Genomic DNA, 15,943 nt, shown 5'->3' with positions numbered 1-15,943 from the left:
CCCACCCAACGCATGATCCTTTTGTCCCCAAGTACGACAGACGTTTTTCCTGCGCGGCCATAACCTGTCCAGGCACCTTCCCGAACTCAAAGGCCGCGTGCCGGGTAGCGAACCTCATGAACAGAAATGACCTGCGTCGTGCCGACATCAACCTGCTGGTGGTTTTCGAGACGATGATGCATGAGCGAAATGTCAGCCGCGTCGGTGAAAAGCTGTTCCTCGGACAGCCCACCATCAGCGGTGCCCTGGGCCGCTTGCGTGCGCTGTTCGATGACCCGCTGTTCATTCGTTGCGGTCGAATGATGGAACCGACCGCACGGGCCGAGGAAATCTTCGCCAACCTGGCACCGGCGCTGGACGGCATTGCCGCCGCGTTGAGCCGTTGCCAATCGTTCGACCCGCGCACCAGCGAGACAACGTTTCGTGTCGGCCTGTCCGATGATGTCGAATACGCGCTGCTGCCGCGGCTGTTGCGCCAATTGCGCATCGAGGCACCGCACATCACCTTGATCGTGCGCCGTGTCGATCAGCAGCAGATGTCGCACAGGTTGGGCAATGGCGACATCTGCGTGGGCATCAGTCACACCGACGAGCTGCCGGCCAACGCCCGGCGCAAAGGCTTGCGGCCCATCCGCCCGATGCTGCTGCGCGCTGACACCCGGCCGGGAGTGCTGGGGCTGGACGAGTTCTGCCGGCGGCCCCATGTGCTGGTGTCATCCATGGGCAATGCGGCGGATGACACCGACCACGTCTTGCGCCTGCTGGGCCGGCAACGCAAAGTGGTGCTGACCGTCCCGCAGTTCAGTGTGTTGCCGGGGTTGCTGGCGCAAACCGACATGCTGGCGATCGTGCCGGATTACGTGGCCAAGGCGGTGGTTTCGATGGGAGGCATGCGGGTTGAGCCGGTACCGTTGCAACTGCCCGTACCGGAACTGTCCATGGCCTGGCGCGCAGCGGTGCACAACGACCCCGGCCAGCGCTGGTTACGCTCGCGCTGCTGTGCGTTGCTGGGTGAGCCGGTCGAGTTGCAGGTGGTGCCCAAGACTCGGCCGGCGTTGCACAACGATCAGGCTTTGCTGGCGGCCAGATAGGCGCCGAGCCGCCGGCCCATTTCCTCGCCCAGTGCCTGCAAGCCACTGAGGGGGCGGACCATCACTTCGAAATCGACGATTTTTCCCTGCTCGTCAAAGCGGATCATGTCGATGCCCTTGAGCTGTTTGTCGCCGACCCTGGCGCTGAATTCCAGAATCACGTTCAAGCCGTCGGCGCTCGCCAGTTCGCGATGATAGGTGAAATCTTCGAACACCTTGGACACCGTGTTGAGAATCATCGAAACCACCGGTGCCCCGGGATACGGAGTGTGGGCCATGGGCGAGCGAAACACCGCTTGCGGGTCCAGCAACGCAGGCAAGGCCTTGAGATCGCCGGTGCGGATCATCGCGTGCCACAGGCTCAGGGACTCTGCGGCCTTGGGATGCAGTTGCAGTTCAGACATATTCAACTCCTGTTTTTTGTTGTTGTTCAAAACGTGCAGAACACTTCCTGCAGGAGCGAGCACGCTCCGGGCGGCGTTCCGACGAAAAACCTGAGAGCGCCGCGGGGTGTCAGGCTCCCTGCGTTATCGTTGACCTCCATCGCGAGCATGCTCGCTCCTACAGGGGGGAGATTGGTTTCGATCATAGATCCGTGATGCACAGCTCCCCTGTAGCGCGGATCAACGCCTGGCCATGCAGGGCATCCTTGATCAGGCCCGAGCGCTGCTCAGCCAGCCACTGCGGGCATTCGGGGTCGACGCGATAGGGTACGAAATCGGCGTATTGCTGCAGCAGACGGGCTTGCAGCTCATCCTGTTTAACGCGCAATTGAGTCAAGTCCGGCCTCGGCAAGTCGGGCGCCTTGTGCGCCGCTTGCCATTGCGCGATCAGTCCGTATTGCACCAGTTTGTTGGCTTCGATCTGTGCGGCGATCAAGTCGGCGGCTTCGTCCGGGTTCACGTTGCTACCGGTTGCCTGCTTCCTGGCGTTGTTGATGAGCAGGGTTTCCCGTGCGGTATCCTGGATCGGTTTGCCACTGTCCCACTTGGCCAGCGCCACCATATCGGCGACTTCCAGGCGCTCGTTGATGGTGTTCAGCAGTGGCTGCAGCGTTTCGGGTGCCGGGGAGGGCGTGGCGGCATGGGCGACGCTGGCGAGTAAGCCGAACAGCGAGCAAGCCAGGACTTGCGGCAAGCGTGGGCAGTGGAACATAAGCAACCTCTCGGGCACGGGATGCGCATCAAGTCTTATGTATCACAGCTGAGTCAGATGAACGATAGTTCAACGAGTACTTTCGCAATATCCCGGTTGCGCCTCAGTCGCCGGCCAGCATCCGCTCGATCTGCGCCAGCTCCCAGGTGCTGAGCAAACTCACAGGGTCGGTACCGAAACGCTGCCCACCGTCGAACGCACGGCCATCCGGGCTCTGGCAATGCAGGCAGTGACGCAAGTGAAGGTGGTCGACATCGAGGCTCAAGCGCCAACCTTCGATGTCGATCAATACCGGACCGGCTTGCCCGTCAAGTCGCCGGAGCGGGCGCAGGCCCAATGCGGCGTCACGCAGTTGCTGGTAAATCTCTCGGGCAGTAAGGGGCGGCACAGGTGTCTCCGGCGGGATGGCGGCATGGCCAGAATCGGGCACTCAGGATAGACGATCAAGAGCCAGGGGTAGAACCCTGTGACAAAAAAGCCCGGCTGATCAGGCCGGGCTTTTTTGTGGGTGCGGTGAAGCGATGGGTTCAGGCGACAGTGTTGCCTTGCAGGCGGTCGGAGCCATCGGCAGCGACAGTGTTGCCTTGCAGGCGGTCGGAGCCATCGGCAGCGACGGTGTTGCCTTGCAGGCGGTCGGAGCCATCAGCCGCGACAGTGTTGCCTTGCAGGCGGTCGGAGCCATCGGCAGCGACAGTGTTGCCTTGCAGGCGGTCGGAGCCATCAGCCGCGACAGTGTTGCCTTGCAGGCGATCGGAGCCATCGGCGGCGACAGTGTTGCCTTGCAGGCGGTCCGAACCATCGGCAGCCACACGATTCTCGATCAAACGATCCGAACCACCCTCGGCCACCCGGCTTTCAATCAGACGATCCGAGCCACCTTCAGCCACGACTGGCTGAACAGAGGTAGCAGCAAAAGCGTTAACTGCGAAAACCGAGAAAGCGATGCTGAGGAGGGTTTGGCGTTTCATGATCGTGTGCTCCGGGGTGTAGTTGTTTGGTATGGAGCTGATGTTACGCCGTGGAGTTTTTAAGAGAACTTCATTGAGGTGATGGTGAACATCGATGCGATTGATAGAGTCAGTGGCCTGCCTCGTGTAGGCATGATGATAGAGCGCAGCCTGTCGTCGGCAATGGCGCTCGACCAGGAACGCAGGGGTATGCTGGTTTTTTGCAGGTTCCGCACTCTGATCGAGAGGATAAACCGATGCACGACTATTACGATCTGGGCACCTACAGCCGCCCCGTGACGACGAGCTCAGCCCAAACCCAACTCTGGTTCGACCGCGGCCTGATGTGGTGCTACGGCTACAACCACGACGAAGCCATCCGTTGTTTCCAGAAGGCCCTGGAGCACGACCGCAACTGCGCGATGGCCTACTGGGGCATCGCCTATGCCTCGGGGCCCAACTACAACAAGCGCTGGGACGCCTTCATCGAACAAGAGCTCAAGGAGGCCGTGGCCCAGGCGCGACTGGCGACACAAATCGCCTTGGTGCACCTCGAAGGCACGACGCCAGTGGAGCAAGCCCTGATCCACGCGTTGCAGCAACGCTACCAGGCCGAGCAGACGAGCGACGTCGATGAGCTCTTCACCTGGAACGATGCCTATGCGGGGTCCATGCGCGATGTGTACCGGCGATTTCCCGACGATCCAGATGTGGTGGCGCTGTTCGCCGAAGCGCTGATCGACCGCACGCCCTGGCAGTTATGGGACTTGAAAACCGGCCAGCCGGCGGCTGGCGCCGACACCCAGGAAACCGTGGCCGTGCTCGAGCGCGCCCTGCAACGCATGGAGGAGCACGGCGACGCACCGCACCCCGGCGTGCTGCACATGTACGTCCACACCCTGGAAATGTCGCCATTCCCGGAACGGGCCCTGCGCGCGGGCGATATCCTGCGCGACCTGGTGCCAGACGCCGGACACCTGCGCCATATGCCGTCGCACATCGACCTTCTCTGTGGCGATTACCGCGGGGCCATGATCACCAATCACCGGGCAATCCAGGCCGACAGTCTCTATCTGGCCAAGGAGGGGCCAATCAACTTCTACACCCTGTACCGCAGCCACAATTACCACTTCAAGCTCTACTCGGCGATGTTCCTCGGCCAGTACCAGCCAGCCCTGGAAGCCGCCGAGCAACTTGCCGAAACCATCAAGGAAGACCTCCTGCGGGTGGAAACACCGCCCATGGCCGACTGGCTCGAAAGCTTTGTCTCGATGAAGGCCCACGTGCAGATCCGCTTCGGCAAATGGCAAGACATCCTCGCCACACCATTGCCCCAGGACCCGGCGCTGTACTGCGTGACCACGGCCATGCTGCACTACGCCAAAGGCGTGGCCTTTGCGGCTTGTGGGCAAGTCGCCAACGCCGAGACCGAGCATCACCTGTTCCTCGAGGCCTGGGCCCGGGTGCCGGACACACGCTACCTCTTCAACAACAAATGCAACGATATCCTGGCGGTAGCCGCGGGCATGCTGCGCGGCGAAATCGAGTACCGCAAAGGCAACGTCGACGAAGCTTTCGCTCACCTGCGCGAGGCGCAATCGCTGGACGATCACCTGCCTTACGACGAGCCCTGGGGCTGGATGCAACCGGTGCGCCACGCACTGGGCGCGCTGTTGCTGGAACAGGGCAGGGTGGAAGAAGCCCTGCACGCCTATCGTGCCGACCTGGGCCTGGACAACACCCTCAGTCGCGCCTCATGGCACCTGGATAATGTGTGGAGCCTGCACGGCTACGTGGAATGTTTGAAGCGCTTGGGGCGCGATGCCGAGGCGGCCGCTGCGCAGGTTCGCCTCAACCTGGCGATGGCCCGTGCGGATGTGGAGATTTCGGCGTCGTGTTTTTGCCGCAACGGCAAGCGTTGCTGCCGCTAGGTGCGAGGTTTGCCTCAAGCCTCGTTGATCTGGCTGACACTGGTGATCTGACCGTTCCAGACCATCTCGTAATGAGCGGTCTGGATGATCGAAGAGACAGGCCTTGGCGTCATCAACGCCCAGCAATCACTGCCTGGCAGACGCACCGAGCGATAACGCAGGCCCGGGCAGCCAGCTTTCCTGATTGCCCGGCCCAGTGCGTGGGAATGGCTGTAATCGTCAGGCGCATACACCGGATCGTTGATCGGCAGGGCGGTGGCGTCCTTCATCCCCGTATCCATGAATGAACACGACAGTCCCCTGAACACAAACCGCTCATAGTTCAGGCCCGATACCTTCGACCAGTACAGGCTCTGGTGATACCGCACCTCGGCCAGTGCGGTTTCCATCGAATCCGCCAGGTACAACACCCCATAGCTGCCATCGCTGAACCGCGAGCCCGCCGGATTGATGTGCGTGAAGGGCGCGGTGGCGTACGAGCAGCCAGCAATCCCGAACGGGATTTCGCTCCGTGGGATCAACTCAAGCTCACCGACCTCATTCTTCAATCGGGGATTGGTCAGCGCCTGGATCTCGAAAAGCACCTCGAATTCATCCGCGTTCGCCACGTCGTCGAACAATGCAATCGGCGGAAATTTCGAATTGACCAGCCGGTAAGCCTGCAATGCCTGCCCGGCAAACACCGCCAGCTCGCTCAACGTCACCATTGTGCGCCCCGCAGCATATCGATGCGCCGAAAGGTCTCGTACAGCGAAATCATGTCGCCCTGGGCCATGATCACCAGCGGCGAGCGCCCATTGAAAAACTCGTTGTCATTGGCCATCGAGACGAAGCCATAGACGTTGTCCGGATTGTCGAACACCAGGCGCAACGTGGCGTGAATGTTCAACACAAGACTGATGCGCTGCATCTGGTCCGCATCCAGCGCCACCGCCCAGTCGGGGTCATGCTGGCGTGCACGGGTATAGGTGCTGCGGGAAACGCGCAGGATACGACAGGCCTGCTCGCTGCTGGCGTGCCACTTTTCCAGAATGCCCACCGCAGCGCGCAGGCCGGTGACGCATTGGTTTTTGCTGAAAGATTGGGGCTGGGAAGCGACGGCCATGTGCATTACCTGTCTGTGAATCCTTAGATTCAAACATAAGGATATTGAGTCTGCAGAACAAGCGGCTCTCGACCAGCGGCGGCCTGCAGGAGACAGCGGTACGGCGAACCATGCACTGCGGTGTATCAGTTGCACCGCGTCATCGTCCTTCGCCGGCAAGCCTGGCTCCTACGGGCGATGACCACCCATCAGCCAGATCCCGCTTGCGGGGCGGACCACTAGACTTCACAGGGGGGATGAAGTCTACGCAACTCAACTCAGGAGACCTGTGATGAACAGTGCATCTTGGCTGGCGTTGGTAGTGGCGGCAGGGGCGATTTCGGGCTGCGCGAGCAGAAACGAAATTGTCGATGTCCCTCTCAATGCTACCCCGCAAAACGCAGAGCATATCGCTCGAGCCACCCTCAGCCCGGTGGGCGATCAAACCAGCATCTGGCTCACCGTCGGTGGAGTCCCCCACGACATGGCGGTATCCAGCCGTCTCGACACCGCAATCTACGCAGGCTCGTGCCAGCAATTGGGTGCGCAACCGGCGTACAAGACCCGCCAGGCCAATAGCGTCGACTACCCATCGCTGGCCCCGCGTACGCAGTATTGGGCCCAGGCACCGGTGGCGCTGAGCGACCTGACCAAGGGCGGTTATGCCTTGCTGGTTCGCACTAGCCCGGCAGACGGCAGCCGCGCACTTTTCTGCGGCAACATCAGCGCTGGCTAGGGGCGCATCAGGCAAGCCGTTCGGTACTGTGGCCTGCGCAAGTAGCGCAGGCCATGGCCTGGGTTCAGAAGATTGCGCCGTACCCGGCGGCCATCACGATGAGCGTAAGAAAACAGGCTAACTGAACGAAAAAGAAGCTGAACCGGACTGCCACGAACGCATTGGTTTGCTCATGGCAGACATTCACCAGCGACTGACACACCCGGGCAACCAGGATGACTATCGACAAGTAGTTTACCGTGGGGCCTGCGACGCCAAGGGCGGAAATCACCCACACGATGACGCCAAACACAGGCAGGTTTTCCACGCAGTTGGCGTGTGCCCTTACCCCGCGCCGATACCAATCCTCGCCCTCGAGCCGATCGCTTCGGAAAGAGGCAATCGGCGCATTCGAGAACAGTATCCTGGCCCAGCGATAGACCCCGACGGTGGCCATTAACAGCAGCAACGTCCAGGTCGCGAACCCAAGCAGCATCCACATCGGTATCGTCATGGCGGCCAGCCTCGGTCAATGGCCCATGATGGGTGACAGAGCGGTGTTGATCCGCGACATCTGGGCTGGCGTTGTCATGCGCGTCAGCAGCCGGGCAAAGTGTGGATGCTGCACGCCCGAGATAATGTACTGCCAGCGGTAGGCGTCCAGCATGCAGGCGTTGATGCGTGCTGCCTGGTCGACACTGAATGATCGTGAAGCATGGCGCGTGAAGTACTCGGCATCGGCTGTCGATTGTGCCTGCAGGATGGTGTCGACGGCCGCCACCAGTGCTATCAGGTCGTTCACTGCCTGGTCGCATTCGGCGGGCGACAGTTTTGCGTGCTCGGCCTTCCACTCCAGTTCATCGAGCACGACGTGTCGGCTTTCATCCTTCCAGTGAAACTTGAAGACGTCCTTGAACAGCGGGCACAGCGCTTCGTGCGGGGCGATGCTTTGTGCGTAGTGGGATTGAACGAACAACTCGATATGGCAAGTCAGCGCCAGCACCGACCAGGTGCTGGATGCCAGCACCACCCGCGCCACGTCGTTTGGATCGGCCACTTGACGATATCCCGCCGGCAGATGCGAGCCAATCATCGTCTCAATGCGCCGGAACAGCTCCTGATGCTTGATCTCGTCATTGGAGAAGCGCACCAGCGCTTCGAGTGCAAGCTGATCGTCGAACACATGGGCGCGACCCTGATCGAGCATTTTGGCACTGATAAAGCGCTCGACCAGGCCAAAGAGGTACGCGTAGGTTCGGCCTTGAATCTGGCTGAGCAGGCGCGCCTCGTGCGCGTCGAGAAAGGTCAGGCGGTCGACCAGCGACAGTGAGTCGGGCAGGAATTTGCGCGAGAAGTCGAAATGCCGGTCCTGCAGCAGATCTCGATCGATCTGCCATTCGGCTTTCTTTGATGACCTGACCAGTTGCGCGTAACGGGCGGCGTTGCGCGAATCAGGGGTGGGGAGGGTCGCGAAGGTGTTCATATCGATCTCCGGTTTTCCAGGTCGAGCCACAATGGGGCGGAGCCAATGACCCAGGGTGAAGCCTCTGGGGAGAGTCCTGATCGCTGAGTCCGCGTTGGTGCTAATCTAGGCCTCGCCGTCCGGGTGAAGAATGACCGCTGCGCCTGATTACTTGCTCCAGACTCCGTAAAGGAGGGGTGGCAAATGCTCGATGCGCTTTCCGATGTGTTGCGTGTGATCCGACTGTCTGGAGGGGTGTTCCTCGAGGCAGAGTTCACTGCGCCCTGGTGCATGAGCGGCAGAATTTCTGCCGACGATTGCAAACCGTTCCTGGCAGCACCTCGACATATCATTGCCTCGCATTTTGTAGCGGCGGGGCACATGCAGTTGTGCGTCGACGATGACGCCCCCCTCGACGTGCGGGCAGGCGAATTGATTTTGCTGGCGCGCAATGACGTTCATACCTTTGGCAGCGACCTGGGCGTTGCGCCCCTGTCGGCGCGCGAAGTGATTACGCCGCCGCAAGTCGGTGGCATTTCACGTATCAAGTGCGGCGGGGGCGGCGAGGCCACACAGTTGTTGTGCGGCTTCCTCGGCTCTGAAACCCCCTTCAGTCCGTTGCTTTCATCGCTGCCATCGGTACTCAAACTGGACATGCGCGCCACGGCTTCGGGGGCCTGGATTGAAAGCTCGTTCCGTTTCGCCGTGAGCGAGACCGCGGCAGGACGCGTCGGCTCAACGGCAGTCATTGCCAAACTGTCTGAATTGCTTTTCGTCGAAGCCGTCAGCCAGTATGTAGCGAGCCTGCCGGCCGAGCGGCACGGGTGGTTGGCGGGTTTGCGCGATCCGCATATCGGGCGCGCACTGGCACTGCTCCATGCCCGTCCGACCGAGGGCTGGACCGCTGAAACCCTGGCGCTCGAGGTGGGCATGTCGCGCTCGGTGTTCGCCCAGCGGTTCACCGCATTGGTCGGGCAGCCGCCGATGCAATACCTGACGCTCTGGCGTATGCACGTGGCGGCTCAACACTTGCGGGAAGGGCGGGGAAATGTGGCGCAAATCGGCTTTTCAGTCGGCTACGAATCCGAAGCGGCGTTCAGTCGCGCCTTCAAGCGCCAGTTCGGTACATCGCCCGGCACCTGGCGCAGGCAATCGGCTTGAGTCGGCATTGGGCCAGCAAAACCTTGCCGCACGCCTAGCCGCCTCCCTTCGCGATCAGGCATGATCAGGCTACATGAACCGGGACTCGCTGACCTATGCCCGTTGACCTGCAAGCGCTCTACCCCAAACTGATCCATCTGATGCTGGACACGGTCTTCGTGGTCGACAGGGATAACCAGATCGTATTTGTCAGCGATGCCTGTCAGACGCTGCTCGGTTACCGTGCTGACGAGCTGACCGGCACCCCGATCACCGACTACATGCACCCTGACGACCTGGCGAAAACGCGAGCCTCGATTGTCCGGGTCATGAATGGCCAGCCGCACTTCGATTTTCGCAACCGTTATATCCGCAAGGATGGCGGAGTCGTGCACATCCTGTGGGCGGCCTTCTGGTCCGAGGAGGTGGGGGCGCGGATCGGTGTTGCGCGCAACGTGACGGCCCTCTGGCAGGCGGAGGAGGAATTGCGCTTCCTCGCCCATCATGACCCGCTGACAGGGCTGGCCAACCGGGCGCTGTTCAATGATCGCCTGGACGTCGCCCTGCGCGCGGCACAGCGCCACGACAGCAACCTGGCGTTGCTGTTTTTGGATGTCAATGACTTCAAGGGCATCAACGATGTCCATGGCCATGCAGCGGGCGATCAGGTACTCCGCATGATTGCCCGTCGGCTGCAAGGCTGCGTGCGCGAGACGGACACGGTGGCCCGGATGGGCGGTGATGAATTCACGGTACTGTTGACCGATATCCAGTCCCAGGGCGATGTGTGCGAGAAAGTGGCGCAGATTCTCGCGGTCATGGCCGAGCCACCGGATGCCGACTCTTTCGTACTCACAATGCCGTCCTGCAGTATCGGTATCGCCTGTTATCCCGCGGACGGAGAGGATGCCGATACGCTGCTCAGCCATGCGGACGACGATATGTACCGCATAAAAAGGCAACGTTCCGCGACCGGATGACGAGCCTGGAACACAGCTTCGACGGGTGAACTAGCGCCGTGCCGACAGTTGTTGCGGCGCCAGGAATGCATCGTGGAAATAGTTACGAAACGCTTGCATGGCCGGGCTGAAATCGCGCTCGCGATGCCAGGCCAGGCCTACGCTCATAGGGGTTACCTTGTCGGTGACGGTCAGGGTTTCGATGCGTTTGCCTTCCAGCGACCAGGGACGGTGCACCAGGTCCGAAAGAATCGCCACGCCGCTGCCATTGGCGACCATGCTGCGCACCGCTTCGACTGAACTGGTGCGTATCCGCACGTTTGGCTGCTGGTGCGCATGTTCCCAGTAACGCTTGGCGCTCTGTTCGGCTTCGTCGACGGTCAACAGGATAAAGGGCTCTTGCGCAACGTCAGCCAGGCTGACGGCGGAGCGTTCGAGCAGGGGATGATGGCTGGGCAGCCATAACCGGCGTTCGGAGTTGAAGAGGGTTTCCGAGACGATGTCCGGGTGAGTGAGGTTCGCGGTCAGCACCACCGCCATGTCGAATTTTCCTTCCAGCAGGCCTTGCTCGATGGCCGTGCGCTCTTGTTCGTGAACCTCGATGGCTACGTCCGGGTGCCAGTGTTCAAGCCGTTGCAGATGGTGCGGCAGAAAGTAGCCGATCACCGTGTAGCTCGCGGCCAGACGTAACAGGCCACTGGCGCGGACGTCCGGCAGCGGGCTATTCAGCGCGTCGTCGACGCTGCGCAAAATCACATAGGCACGATTGAGAAAATGCCGCCCGGCATCGGTCAGGCTCATGCCCTGGGCCGAGCGCTGGAACAACAGCGTGCCGAGCATGGCTTCCAGTTCCTTGATCGCGGTAGTCACCGCGGACTGGGAAATGTTCAGGTGAATGGCCGCTTGGGATATTTGCCCGATCTCCGCGGTGGCGACGAAATAGCGGACCTGGCGCAGGGTCAGTGACATGGGCACTCCATTATCTGTTTTTCAGGGTTATCTGTTTTTCAGAAGATGGCCCCTCTGATAATAGATCTTCCCAAGGGGTTGGCGGGAATTTAACGTGGCCTGCATGAAGTCACAAGCGTCAGGAGCAAGCGTCATGCAGGCAGTAGATTTCAATTCGGACATGGGCGAAGGCTTTGGCCCATGGACCATCGGCGATGGCGTTGACAATGAGCTGATGGGCTTCATCAGCACCGCCAACATCGCCACCGGTTTCCACGCCGGCGACCCAAGCACCATGCGCCGCACCGTCGAACGGGCGAAACAGCTGGGCGTGGCCATCGGCGCGCATCCGGGGTTCCGCGACCTGGTCGGCTTCGGCCGCCGGCACATCAATGCACCGGCCCAGGAACTGGTCGACGACATGCTTTACCAGTTGGGTGCACTGCGTGAACTCGCCCGGGTTCAAGGCGTGGCGCTGCAACACATCAAACCTCACGGCGCCCTGTACATGCACCTGGCCCGCGACGAGCAAGCTGCGCGCTTGCTGGTGGAAAATCTCCAGCGCCTGGAGCCGGAGTTGCTGCTGTATTGCATGCCCAACTCAGTGATCTGGCACGTCGCCCGGGAGCTCGGCCAACCGGTGATCCGCGAGTTCTACGCCGACCGCGAGTACGACCTCAGCGGCTCCATCGTCTTTACCCGCAACGTACGTGCCTATGACCCGACCCAAGTGGCGGCGCGGGTGCTGCGTGCCTGCCAGGAAGGTGTGGTGCGCACCGTCGAAGGCGAAGACCTGTCCATCGAATTCGATTCCATCTGTTTGCACAGCGATACACCGGGTGCCCTGGCGTTGGTCGAGGCCACACGCAAGGCGCTCGATGACGCGGGGATCAAGGTTCGCGCACCGCGCTAAGCCCGAAATCACAACGAAACACCAGGCACAGAGACGCCAGGGTTCAAATACCGATCCATTTTTATGCCTGCCTTTCTACAACTATTCCAAGAGGAACAGACATGGCCGAACAAACCGTTATTACCCCGTTGCCGGGCACCTTCTACCGTAAAGCCACACCGGACTCGCCGAACTACGTCGAGCCGGGCGCAGAGGTCAGCGCCGACACCGTGATTGGCCTGATCGAGGTCATGAAGCAGTTTTCCGAACTGACCGCCGGGACGGCCGGTCGCCTCAGTGCCTTCCTGGTCGAAGACGGTGATCCGGTGGAGCCGGGTCAGGTCATCGCAACGCTCGATGGCCGTTGAGGGTAGGGGGCGATCATGACTCAAGGTATTCGTAAATTACTCATCGCCAACCGTGGCGAAATCGCTGTGCGGATTATCCGCGCCGCCAAAGCGCTGGGGATTCCCACCGTTGCCGCCTGCAGCGAAGCGGACGTCGACTCCCAGGCAGCGCGCATGGCCGACGAGGTGCATATCCTCGGCCCCGCCCGCGCGGACAAGAGTTACCTGAACGTCGAGGCATTGCTCGGCGCCTTGAAAGCCACCGGCGCCAATGCGGTACACCCCGGTTACGGTTTTCTCTCGGAGAACGCCGATTTTGCGCAAGCGGTTGTCGCCGCCGGCGCGATCTTCGTCGGGCCCGGCGCCGAGACGATCCGGCGCATGGGCGACAAGGCCGAAGCCCGGCGCACCGCGCAAGCGGCTGGCGTGCCGGTGGTGCCCGGTTCCCCCGGTGAGCTGTTCGACGTCGAGTCGGCGCTCAAGGCTGCCGAATCCGTAGGCTTCCCGTTGCTGATCAAGGCTTCGGCCGGTGGTGGCGGACGTGGTATTCGCCTGGCGGAAAACGCCCGGCAACTGAGCGAAGAGTTTCCCCGTTCCCAGCGCGAAGCCCAGGCCGCATTCGGTAACGGTGCGGTGTATCTGGAACGGTTTATCGGCAAGGCCCGGCACATCGAAGTGCAGGTGTTGGGCGATGGCCAGCACGCGGTGCACCTGTTCGAGCGCGAGTGCTCGCTGCAACGTCGGCGCCAGAAGATCTTCGAAGAGGCACCGTCGCCAGTGCTCAACGCCAAACAGCGTGAGACGCTCTGCGCCAGTGCCGTTCGCCTGACTGAAGCCCTTGGCTACAAGGGCGCCGGCACCCTGGAGTATTTATACGACGACGCCACCGGCGAGTTTTTCTTTATCGAGATGAACACGCGGATCCAGGTGGAACACCCGGTCAGCGAACTCATTACCGGTATCGATCTGGTCCAGGCCATGTTGCGCATTGCCGGTGGCGAGCCGCTGGGCTTCAAGCAAAGCGACATCCAGCTCAATGGCGCCGCCTTGCAGATGCGCCTGAATGCCGAAGACCCGGCGCGGGATTTCTTCCCCAGCCCGGGTCTGGTCGAATCGCTGATCTGGCCACAAGGGGAGGGTGTGCGGGTCGACAGCCACCTCTACCAAGGCTACCGCGTGCCGCCGTACTATGATTCGCTGTTGGCCAAGCTGATCGTGCATGGCCGTGACCGCAACGAAGCGTTGGCCCGTGCGCGAGTCGCGGTCGCGCAGACCACGCTCACCGGCATGGCCAGCACCTTGTCGCTGCACGGTGAGCTCCTGGAACAACCGTGGCTGCACAGCGCCGACTTCCACACCGGCACCCTGGAAACCTGGCTGGCCGAGCGCCGCAGCGGAGGTGAAGCATGAGTACCGCAATCCGCTACAGCTTTGGCGCCGACGAGCATTTGTTCGCCGAAGTCAGCGACAGCATGTCCCTTGAAGCGTTTTTCAAGGGCATGGCCGTGACCCGCGCCGTGGAGCGACTGGCGCTGGATGGCGTGCTCGATGTATGCCTGGCCAATGCCTCGTTCCAGATCCGTTTCGACCCGGACCGTATCGCGCCTCAGACCTTGCTCGAAGCGGTAAAAGGCGCAGAAGCCGAGGCCGTGGCCGAACGGACGTTGCAGACCCGGATCATCGAGATTCCGGTGCTCTATAACGATCCCTGGACCCATGAAACCTTGATGCGATTTCGTGATCGCCACCAGGACCCGAGTGCGACAGACCTGGAATACGCGGCGCGGATCAATGGCCTGGCGGACGTCGAGGCGTTCATCGCCGCCCACAGTGGCGCGCCATGGTTTGTCTCGATGGTCGGTTTTGTCGCGGGATTGCCGTTCATGTTCCAGATGGTCGAGCGCGAGCGTCAGTTGCAGGTGCCCAAGTACCTGCGGCCGCGCACCGATACACCCAAGTTGACCCTGGGTCATGGCGGATGCTTCGGCTGCATCTACTCCGTGCGCGGCGCCGGTGGTTATCAGATGTTCGGCGTCACGCCGGCGCCGATCTACGACCCGCAGCAGAACCTGGCCTACCTCAAGGAGCACATGGTGTTCTTCCGCCCGGGCGATATCGTGCAATTCAAGCCGATGGACCGTGAGGCCTATGACGTTGCCGTGGCCGAAGTGGAAGCCGGACGTTTCGATCTGCGGATTCGTCCGGTGGAGTTTTCCCTGGATGCTTTCCTGGCTGACCCCGTCGGCTATCCCAAGTCGCTGCAGGAGGTGCTGGCATGATCAAGGTACTCAAACCCGGTCTGGCGACCTCGGTACAGGACCTGGGCCGCGAAGGCTACTACCACCTCGGCATTCCGCCTTCCGGGGCGCTCGACCAATACGCATTGAGCGCAGCCAACCAGTTGGTCGGCAATCCGGCGGGGGCGGCGGCGCTTGAATGCACGTTGCTCGGCCCGGAACTGGAATTTGCGCAAGACGCGTTGGTGGCCGTGTGCGGTGCGCACATGACGCCAAAGGTCGACGGCGTAGACATGCACCTGGACACCGCGTTCTCGGTCAAGGCCGGGCAAGTGTTGCGCTTCGATTTTCCCAAGGCCGGCGCACGGGCTTATCTGGCAGTGGCCGGCGGCATTGATGTGCCGGTGGTCCTCGGCAGTCGTTCCACCTACGCGCTGGGCGCCCTTGGTGGCTTCCAGGGCCGTCGCCTGATTGCCGGGGACGAATTGCCGGTAGGTGTTGCCAGCGGCAAGGGCCGCGCCGGGGCCAGTTTGCCAATGGCGTTGCGCCAATCCCTGGGTGGCGAAATCACCCTGCGCGTGGTGCCAGGGCTGTACTACGACCGGTTGACCCCTGCGGCGGCGGACAGTTTTTTCGCCGAGGCCTGGACCGTCGGCTCGGAAGCGGACCGTATTGGCTATCGCTTCAAGGGCGGCAGCCCGCTGAGCTTTCAGCCGCGCGAGCAACCCTTCGGCGCCGGCTCCGATCCGTCGAACATCGTCGACAGTTGCTACCCGATCGGCTCGATCCAGGTTCCCGCCGGGCTCGAACCCATCGTGCTGCACCGTGATGCGGTGTCCGGTGGTGGCTACGCGATGATCGGTACGGTGATCAGCGCCGACCTCGACCTGATCGGCCAGATGCAACCCAACCAGAAAGCCCGATTCGTGGCGGTGACCCTCGAAGAAGCGCTGGAAGCGCGACGTTCCTATAAGAAAAAACTCAGCTGCCTGAGCAAGCTGTTCCCTTCCTGACGCTGCCCGTCGCACTGCGCGG

At 61.6% G+C, this 15,943-nt stretch carries 19 protein-coding genes; 10 read left to right on the top strand and 9 right to left on the bottom strand.

What is annotated here, in order from left to right; genetic code table 11:
* Positions 1–116: 116 nt before the first annotated feature.
* Entirely contained in the window at positions 117–1,091 is a 975-nt protein-coding gene (locus CGA21_RS26630; RefSeq protein ID WP_188265395.1) for a LysR family transcriptional regulator, read from the top strand.
* Here CGA21_RS26630 and CGA21_RS26625 read toward each other — a convergent pair.
* From CGA21_RS26625 to CGA21_RS26610, 4 genes are all read right to left on the bottom strand, one after another.
* Positions 1,067–1,495 (bottom strand): nuclear transport factor 2 family protein, encoded by a 429-nt coding sequence (locus CGA21_RS26625; protein ID WP_110754969.1) that lies wholly within the window; start codon positions 1,493–1,495, stop codon positions 1,067–1,069. The genes CGA21_RS26630 and CGA21_RS26625 overlap by 25 nt on opposite strands.
* A 181-nt stretch (positions 1,496–1,676) precedes the next feature.
* The gene (locus CGA21_RS26620) at positions 1,677–2,246 is read right to left on the bottom strand and encodes a chorismate mutase (protein WP_110754968.1); all 570 of its coding nucleotides are present in this window, start codon (positions 2,244–2,246) and stop codon (positions 1,677–1,679) included.
* A gap of 103 nt (positions 2,247–2,349) precedes the next feature.
* Positions 2,350–2,634 carry a hypothetical protein gene (locus CGA21_RS26615; RefSeq protein ID WP_110754967.1) on the bottom strand — a complete coding sequence of 95 codons (285 nt, stop codon included), beginning with the start codon at positions 2,632–2,634 and terminating at the stop codon, positions 2,350–2,352.
* A 139-nt stretch (positions 2,635–2,773) separates the two neighbouring features.
* Positions 2,774–3,214 carry a hypothetical protein gene (locus CGA21_RS26610; RefSeq protein ID WP_168757556.1) on the bottom strand — a complete coding sequence of 147 codons (441 nt, stop codon included), beginning with the start codon at positions 3,212–3,214 and terminating at the stop codon, positions 2,774–2,776.
* Positions 3,215–3,450: 236 nt separating this feature from the next.
* On the opposite strand from CGA21_RS26610, the gene CGA21_RS26605 reads away from it, so the two are divergent.
* A complete protein-coding gene (locus CGA21_RS26605) occupies positions 3,451–5,124 on the top strand; it encodes a tetratricopeptide repeat protein (RefSeq protein WP_188265394.1) in 1,674 nt (557 codons plus the stop codon).
* A 14-nt stretch (positions 5,125–5,138) separates the two neighbouring features.
* Here CGA21_RS26605 and CGA21_RS26600 read toward each other — a convergent pair whose 3' ends face one another.
* Entirely contained in the window at positions 5,139–5,831 is a 693-nt protein-coding gene (locus CGA21_RS26600) for an RES family NAD+ phosphorylase (RefSeq protein ID WP_110754965.1), read from the bottom strand.
* Positions 5,825–6,229 (bottom strand): antitoxin Xre-like helix-turn-helix domain-containing protein, encoded by a 405-nt coding sequence (locus CGA21_RS26595; protein WP_188265393.1) that lies wholly within the window; start codon positions 6,227–6,229, stop codon positions 5,825–5,827. Before CGA21_RS26595 ends, CGA21_RS26600 begins: the two co-directional genes overlap by 7 nt.
* Positions 6,230–6,500: 271 nt before the next feature.
* Here CGA21_RS26595 and CGA21_RS26590 point away from each other — a divergent pair, with 271 nt between their 5' ends.
* Entirely contained in the window at positions 6,501–6,944 is a 444-nt protein-coding gene (locus CGA21_RS26590) for a hypothetical protein (RefSeq protein ID WP_188265392.1), read from the top strand.
* 64 nt (positions 6,945–7,008) lie between these two features.
* Here the strand turns inward: CGA21_RS26590 and CGA21_RS26585 are convergent, their stop codons facing one another.
* Positions 7,009–7,437 (bottom strand): MAPEG family protein, encoded by a 429-nt coding sequence (locus tag CGA21_RS26585; RefSeq protein ID WP_188265391.1) that lies wholly within the window; start codon positions 7,435–7,437, stop codon positions 7,009–7,011.
* Between the two features lie 15 nt (positions 7,438–7,452).
* Positions 7,453–8,406, bottom strand: coding sequence for a diiron oxygenase (locus tag CGA21_RS26580; RefSeq protein ID WP_188265390.1), 954 nt, complete (start codon positions 8,404–8,406; stop codon positions 7,453–7,455).
* Between the two features lie 183 nt (positions 8,407–8,589).
* On the opposite strand from CGA21_RS26580, the gene CGA21_RS26575 reads away from it, so the two are divergent.
* Positions 8,590–9,546, top strand: coding sequence for an AraC family transcriptional regulator (locus CGA21_RS26575; protein WP_188265389.1), 957 nt, complete (start codon positions 8,590–8,592; stop codon positions 9,544–9,546).
* 95 nt (positions 9,547–9,641) lie between these two features.
* A complete protein-coding gene (locus tag CGA21_RS26570; RefSeq protein WP_188265388.1) occupies positions 9,642–10,505 on the top strand; it encodes a sensor domain-containing diguanylate cyclase in 864 nt (287 codons plus the stop codon).
* 30 nt (positions 10,506–10,535) lie between these two features.
* Here the strand turns inward: CGA21_RS26570 and CGA21_RS26565 are convergent, their stop codons facing one another.
* Positions 10,536–11,453, bottom strand: coding sequence for a LysR family transcriptional regulator (locus CGA21_RS26565; RefSeq protein WP_020800698.1), 918 nt, complete (start codon positions 11,451–11,453; stop codon positions 10,536–10,538).
* 133 nt (positions 11,454–11,586) lie between these two features.
* Between CGA21_RS26565 and CGA21_RS26560 the strand changes: the two genes are divergently transcribed.
* The 5 genes from CGA21_RS26560 (at position 11,587) to CGA21_RS26540 (ending at position 15,921) form a co-directional block, all read left to right on the top strand.
* Positions 11,587–12,345 carry a 5-oxoprolinase subunit PxpA gene (locus CGA21_RS26560; protein ID WP_110754958.1) on the top strand — a complete coding sequence of 253 codons (759 nt, stop codon included), beginning with the start codon at positions 11,587–11,589 and terminating at the stop codon, positions 12,343–12,345.
* 101 nt (positions 12,346–12,446) lie between these two features.
* Complete coding sequence (locus CGA21_RS26555; RefSeq protein ID WP_110754957.1) at positions 12,447–12,692, top strand: acetyl-CoA carboxylase; 246 nt, start codon at positions 12,447–12,449, stop codon at positions 12,690–12,692.
* A gap of 15 nt (positions 12,693–12,707) precedes the next feature.
* Positions 12,708–14,081: an acetyl-CoA carboxylase biotin carboxylase subunit gene (locus CGA21_RS26550; RefSeq protein ID WP_110754956.1), complete on the top strand. Its 1,374-nt coding sequence runs from the start codon at positions 12,708–12,710 to the stop codon at positions 14,079–14,081.
* Positions 14,078–14,950 (top strand): 5-oxoprolinase subunit B family protein, encoded by an 873-nt coding sequence (locus tag CGA21_RS26545; RefSeq protein WP_110754955.1) that lies wholly within the window; start codon positions 14,078–14,080, stop codon positions 14,948–14,950. Before CGA21_RS26550 ends, CGA21_RS26545 begins: the two co-directional genes overlap by 4 nt.
* On the top strand, positions 14,947–15,921 hold the full coding sequence (locus CGA21_RS26540) for a biotin-dependent carboxyltransferase family protein (RefSeq protein WP_188265387.1): 975 nt from the start codon (positions 14,947–14,949) through the stop codon (positions 15,919–15,921). The genes CGA21_RS26545 and CGA21_RS26540 overlap by 4 nt, the downstream gene beginning before the upstream one ends.
* Positions 15,922–15,943 lie beyond the last annotated feature (22 nt).

Source organism: Pseudomonas sp. PSB11, from assembly GCF_014596605.1.
GTDB classification, from domain to species: domain Bacteria; phylum Pseudomonadota; class Gammaproteobacteria; order Pseudomonadales; family Pseudomonadaceae; genus Aquipseudomonas; species Aquipseudomonas umsongensis.
Note: the sequence above shows the minus strand (reverse complement) of the source record. Positions and strands in the feature narration are given on the sequence as shown.

What these genes read in the sequence shown, in the direction of transcription:
- CGA21_RS26620 (WP_110754968.1), bottom strand. Translation starts at nt 2,246, where the DNA reads ATGTTCCACTGCCCACGCTTGCCGCAAGTCCTGGCTTGCTCGCTGTTC.
- CGA21_RS26545 (WP_110754955.1), top strand. Translation starts at nt 14,078, where the DNA reads ATGAGTACCGCAATCCGCTACAGCTTTGGCGCCGACGAGCATTTGTTC.
- CGA21_RS26565 (WP_020800698.1), bottom strand. Translation starts at nt 11,453, where the DNA reads ATGTCACTGACCCTGCGCCAGGTCCGCTATTTCGTCGCCACCGCGGAG.
- CGA21_RS26540 (WP_188265387.1), top strand. Translation starts at nt 14,947, where the DNA reads ATGATCAAGGTACTCAAACCCGGTCTGGCGACCTCGGTACAGGACCTG.
- CGA21_RS26630 (WP_188265395.1), top strand. Translation starts at nt 117, where the DNA reads ATGAACAGAAATGACCTGCGTCGTGCCGACATCAACCTGCTGGTGGTT.
- CGA21_RS26560 (WP_110754958.1), top strand. Translation starts at nt 11,587, where the DNA reads ATGCAGGCAGTAGATTTCAATTCGGACATGGGCGAAGGCTTTGGCCCA.
- CGA21_RS26550 (WP_110754956.1), top strand. Translation starts at nt 12,708, where the DNA reads ATGACTCAAGGTATTCGTAAATTACTCATCGCCAACCGTGGCGAAATC.
- CGA21_RS26590 (WP_188265392.1), top strand. Translation starts at nt 6,501, where the DNA reads ATGAACAGTGCATCTTGGCTGGCGTTGGTAGTGGCGGCAGGGGCGATT.
- CGA21_RS26580 (WP_188265390.1), bottom strand. Translation starts at nt 8,406, where the DNA reads ATGAACACCTTCGCGACCCTCCCCACCCCTGATTCGCGCAACGCCGCC.
- CGA21_RS26585 (WP_188265391.1), bottom strand. Translation starts at nt 7,437, where the DNA reads ATGACGATACCGATGTGGATGCTGCTTGGGTTCGCGACCTGGACGTTG.
- CGA21_RS26600 (WP_110754965.1), bottom strand. Translation starts at nt 5,831, where the DNA reads ATGGTGACGTTGAGCGAGCTGGCGGTGTTTGCCGGGCAGGCATTGCAG.
- CGA21_RS26595 (WP_188265393.1), bottom strand. Translation starts at nt 6,229, where the DNA reads ATGGCCGTCGCTTCCCAGCCCCAATCTTTCAGCAAAAACCAATGCGTC.
- CGA21_RS26605 (WP_188265394.1), top strand. Translation starts at nt 3,451, where the DNA reads ATGCACGACTATTACGATCTGGGCACCTACAGCCGCCCCGTGACGACG.
- CGA21_RS26625 (WP_110754969.1), bottom strand. Translation starts at nt 1,495, where the DNA reads ATGTCTGAACTGCAACTGCATCCCAAGGCCGCAGAGTCCCTGAGCCTG.
- CGA21_RS26575 (WP_188265389.1), top strand. Translation starts at nt 8,590, where the DNA reads ATGCTCGATGCGCTTTCCGATGTGTTGCGTGTGATCCGACTGTCTGGA.
- CGA21_RS26555 (WP_110754957.1), top strand. Translation starts at nt 12,447, where the DNA reads ATGGCCGAACAAACCGTTATTACCCCGTTGCCGGGCACCTTCTACCGT.
- CGA21_RS26610 (WP_168757556.1), bottom strand. Translation starts at nt 3,214, where the DNA reads ATGAAACGCCAAACCCTCCTCAGCATCGCTTTCTCGGTTTTCGCAGTT.
- CGA21_RS26570 (WP_188265388.1), top strand. Translation starts at nt 9,642, where the DNA reads ATGCCCGTTGACCTGCAAGCGCTCTACCCCAAACTGATCCATCTGATG.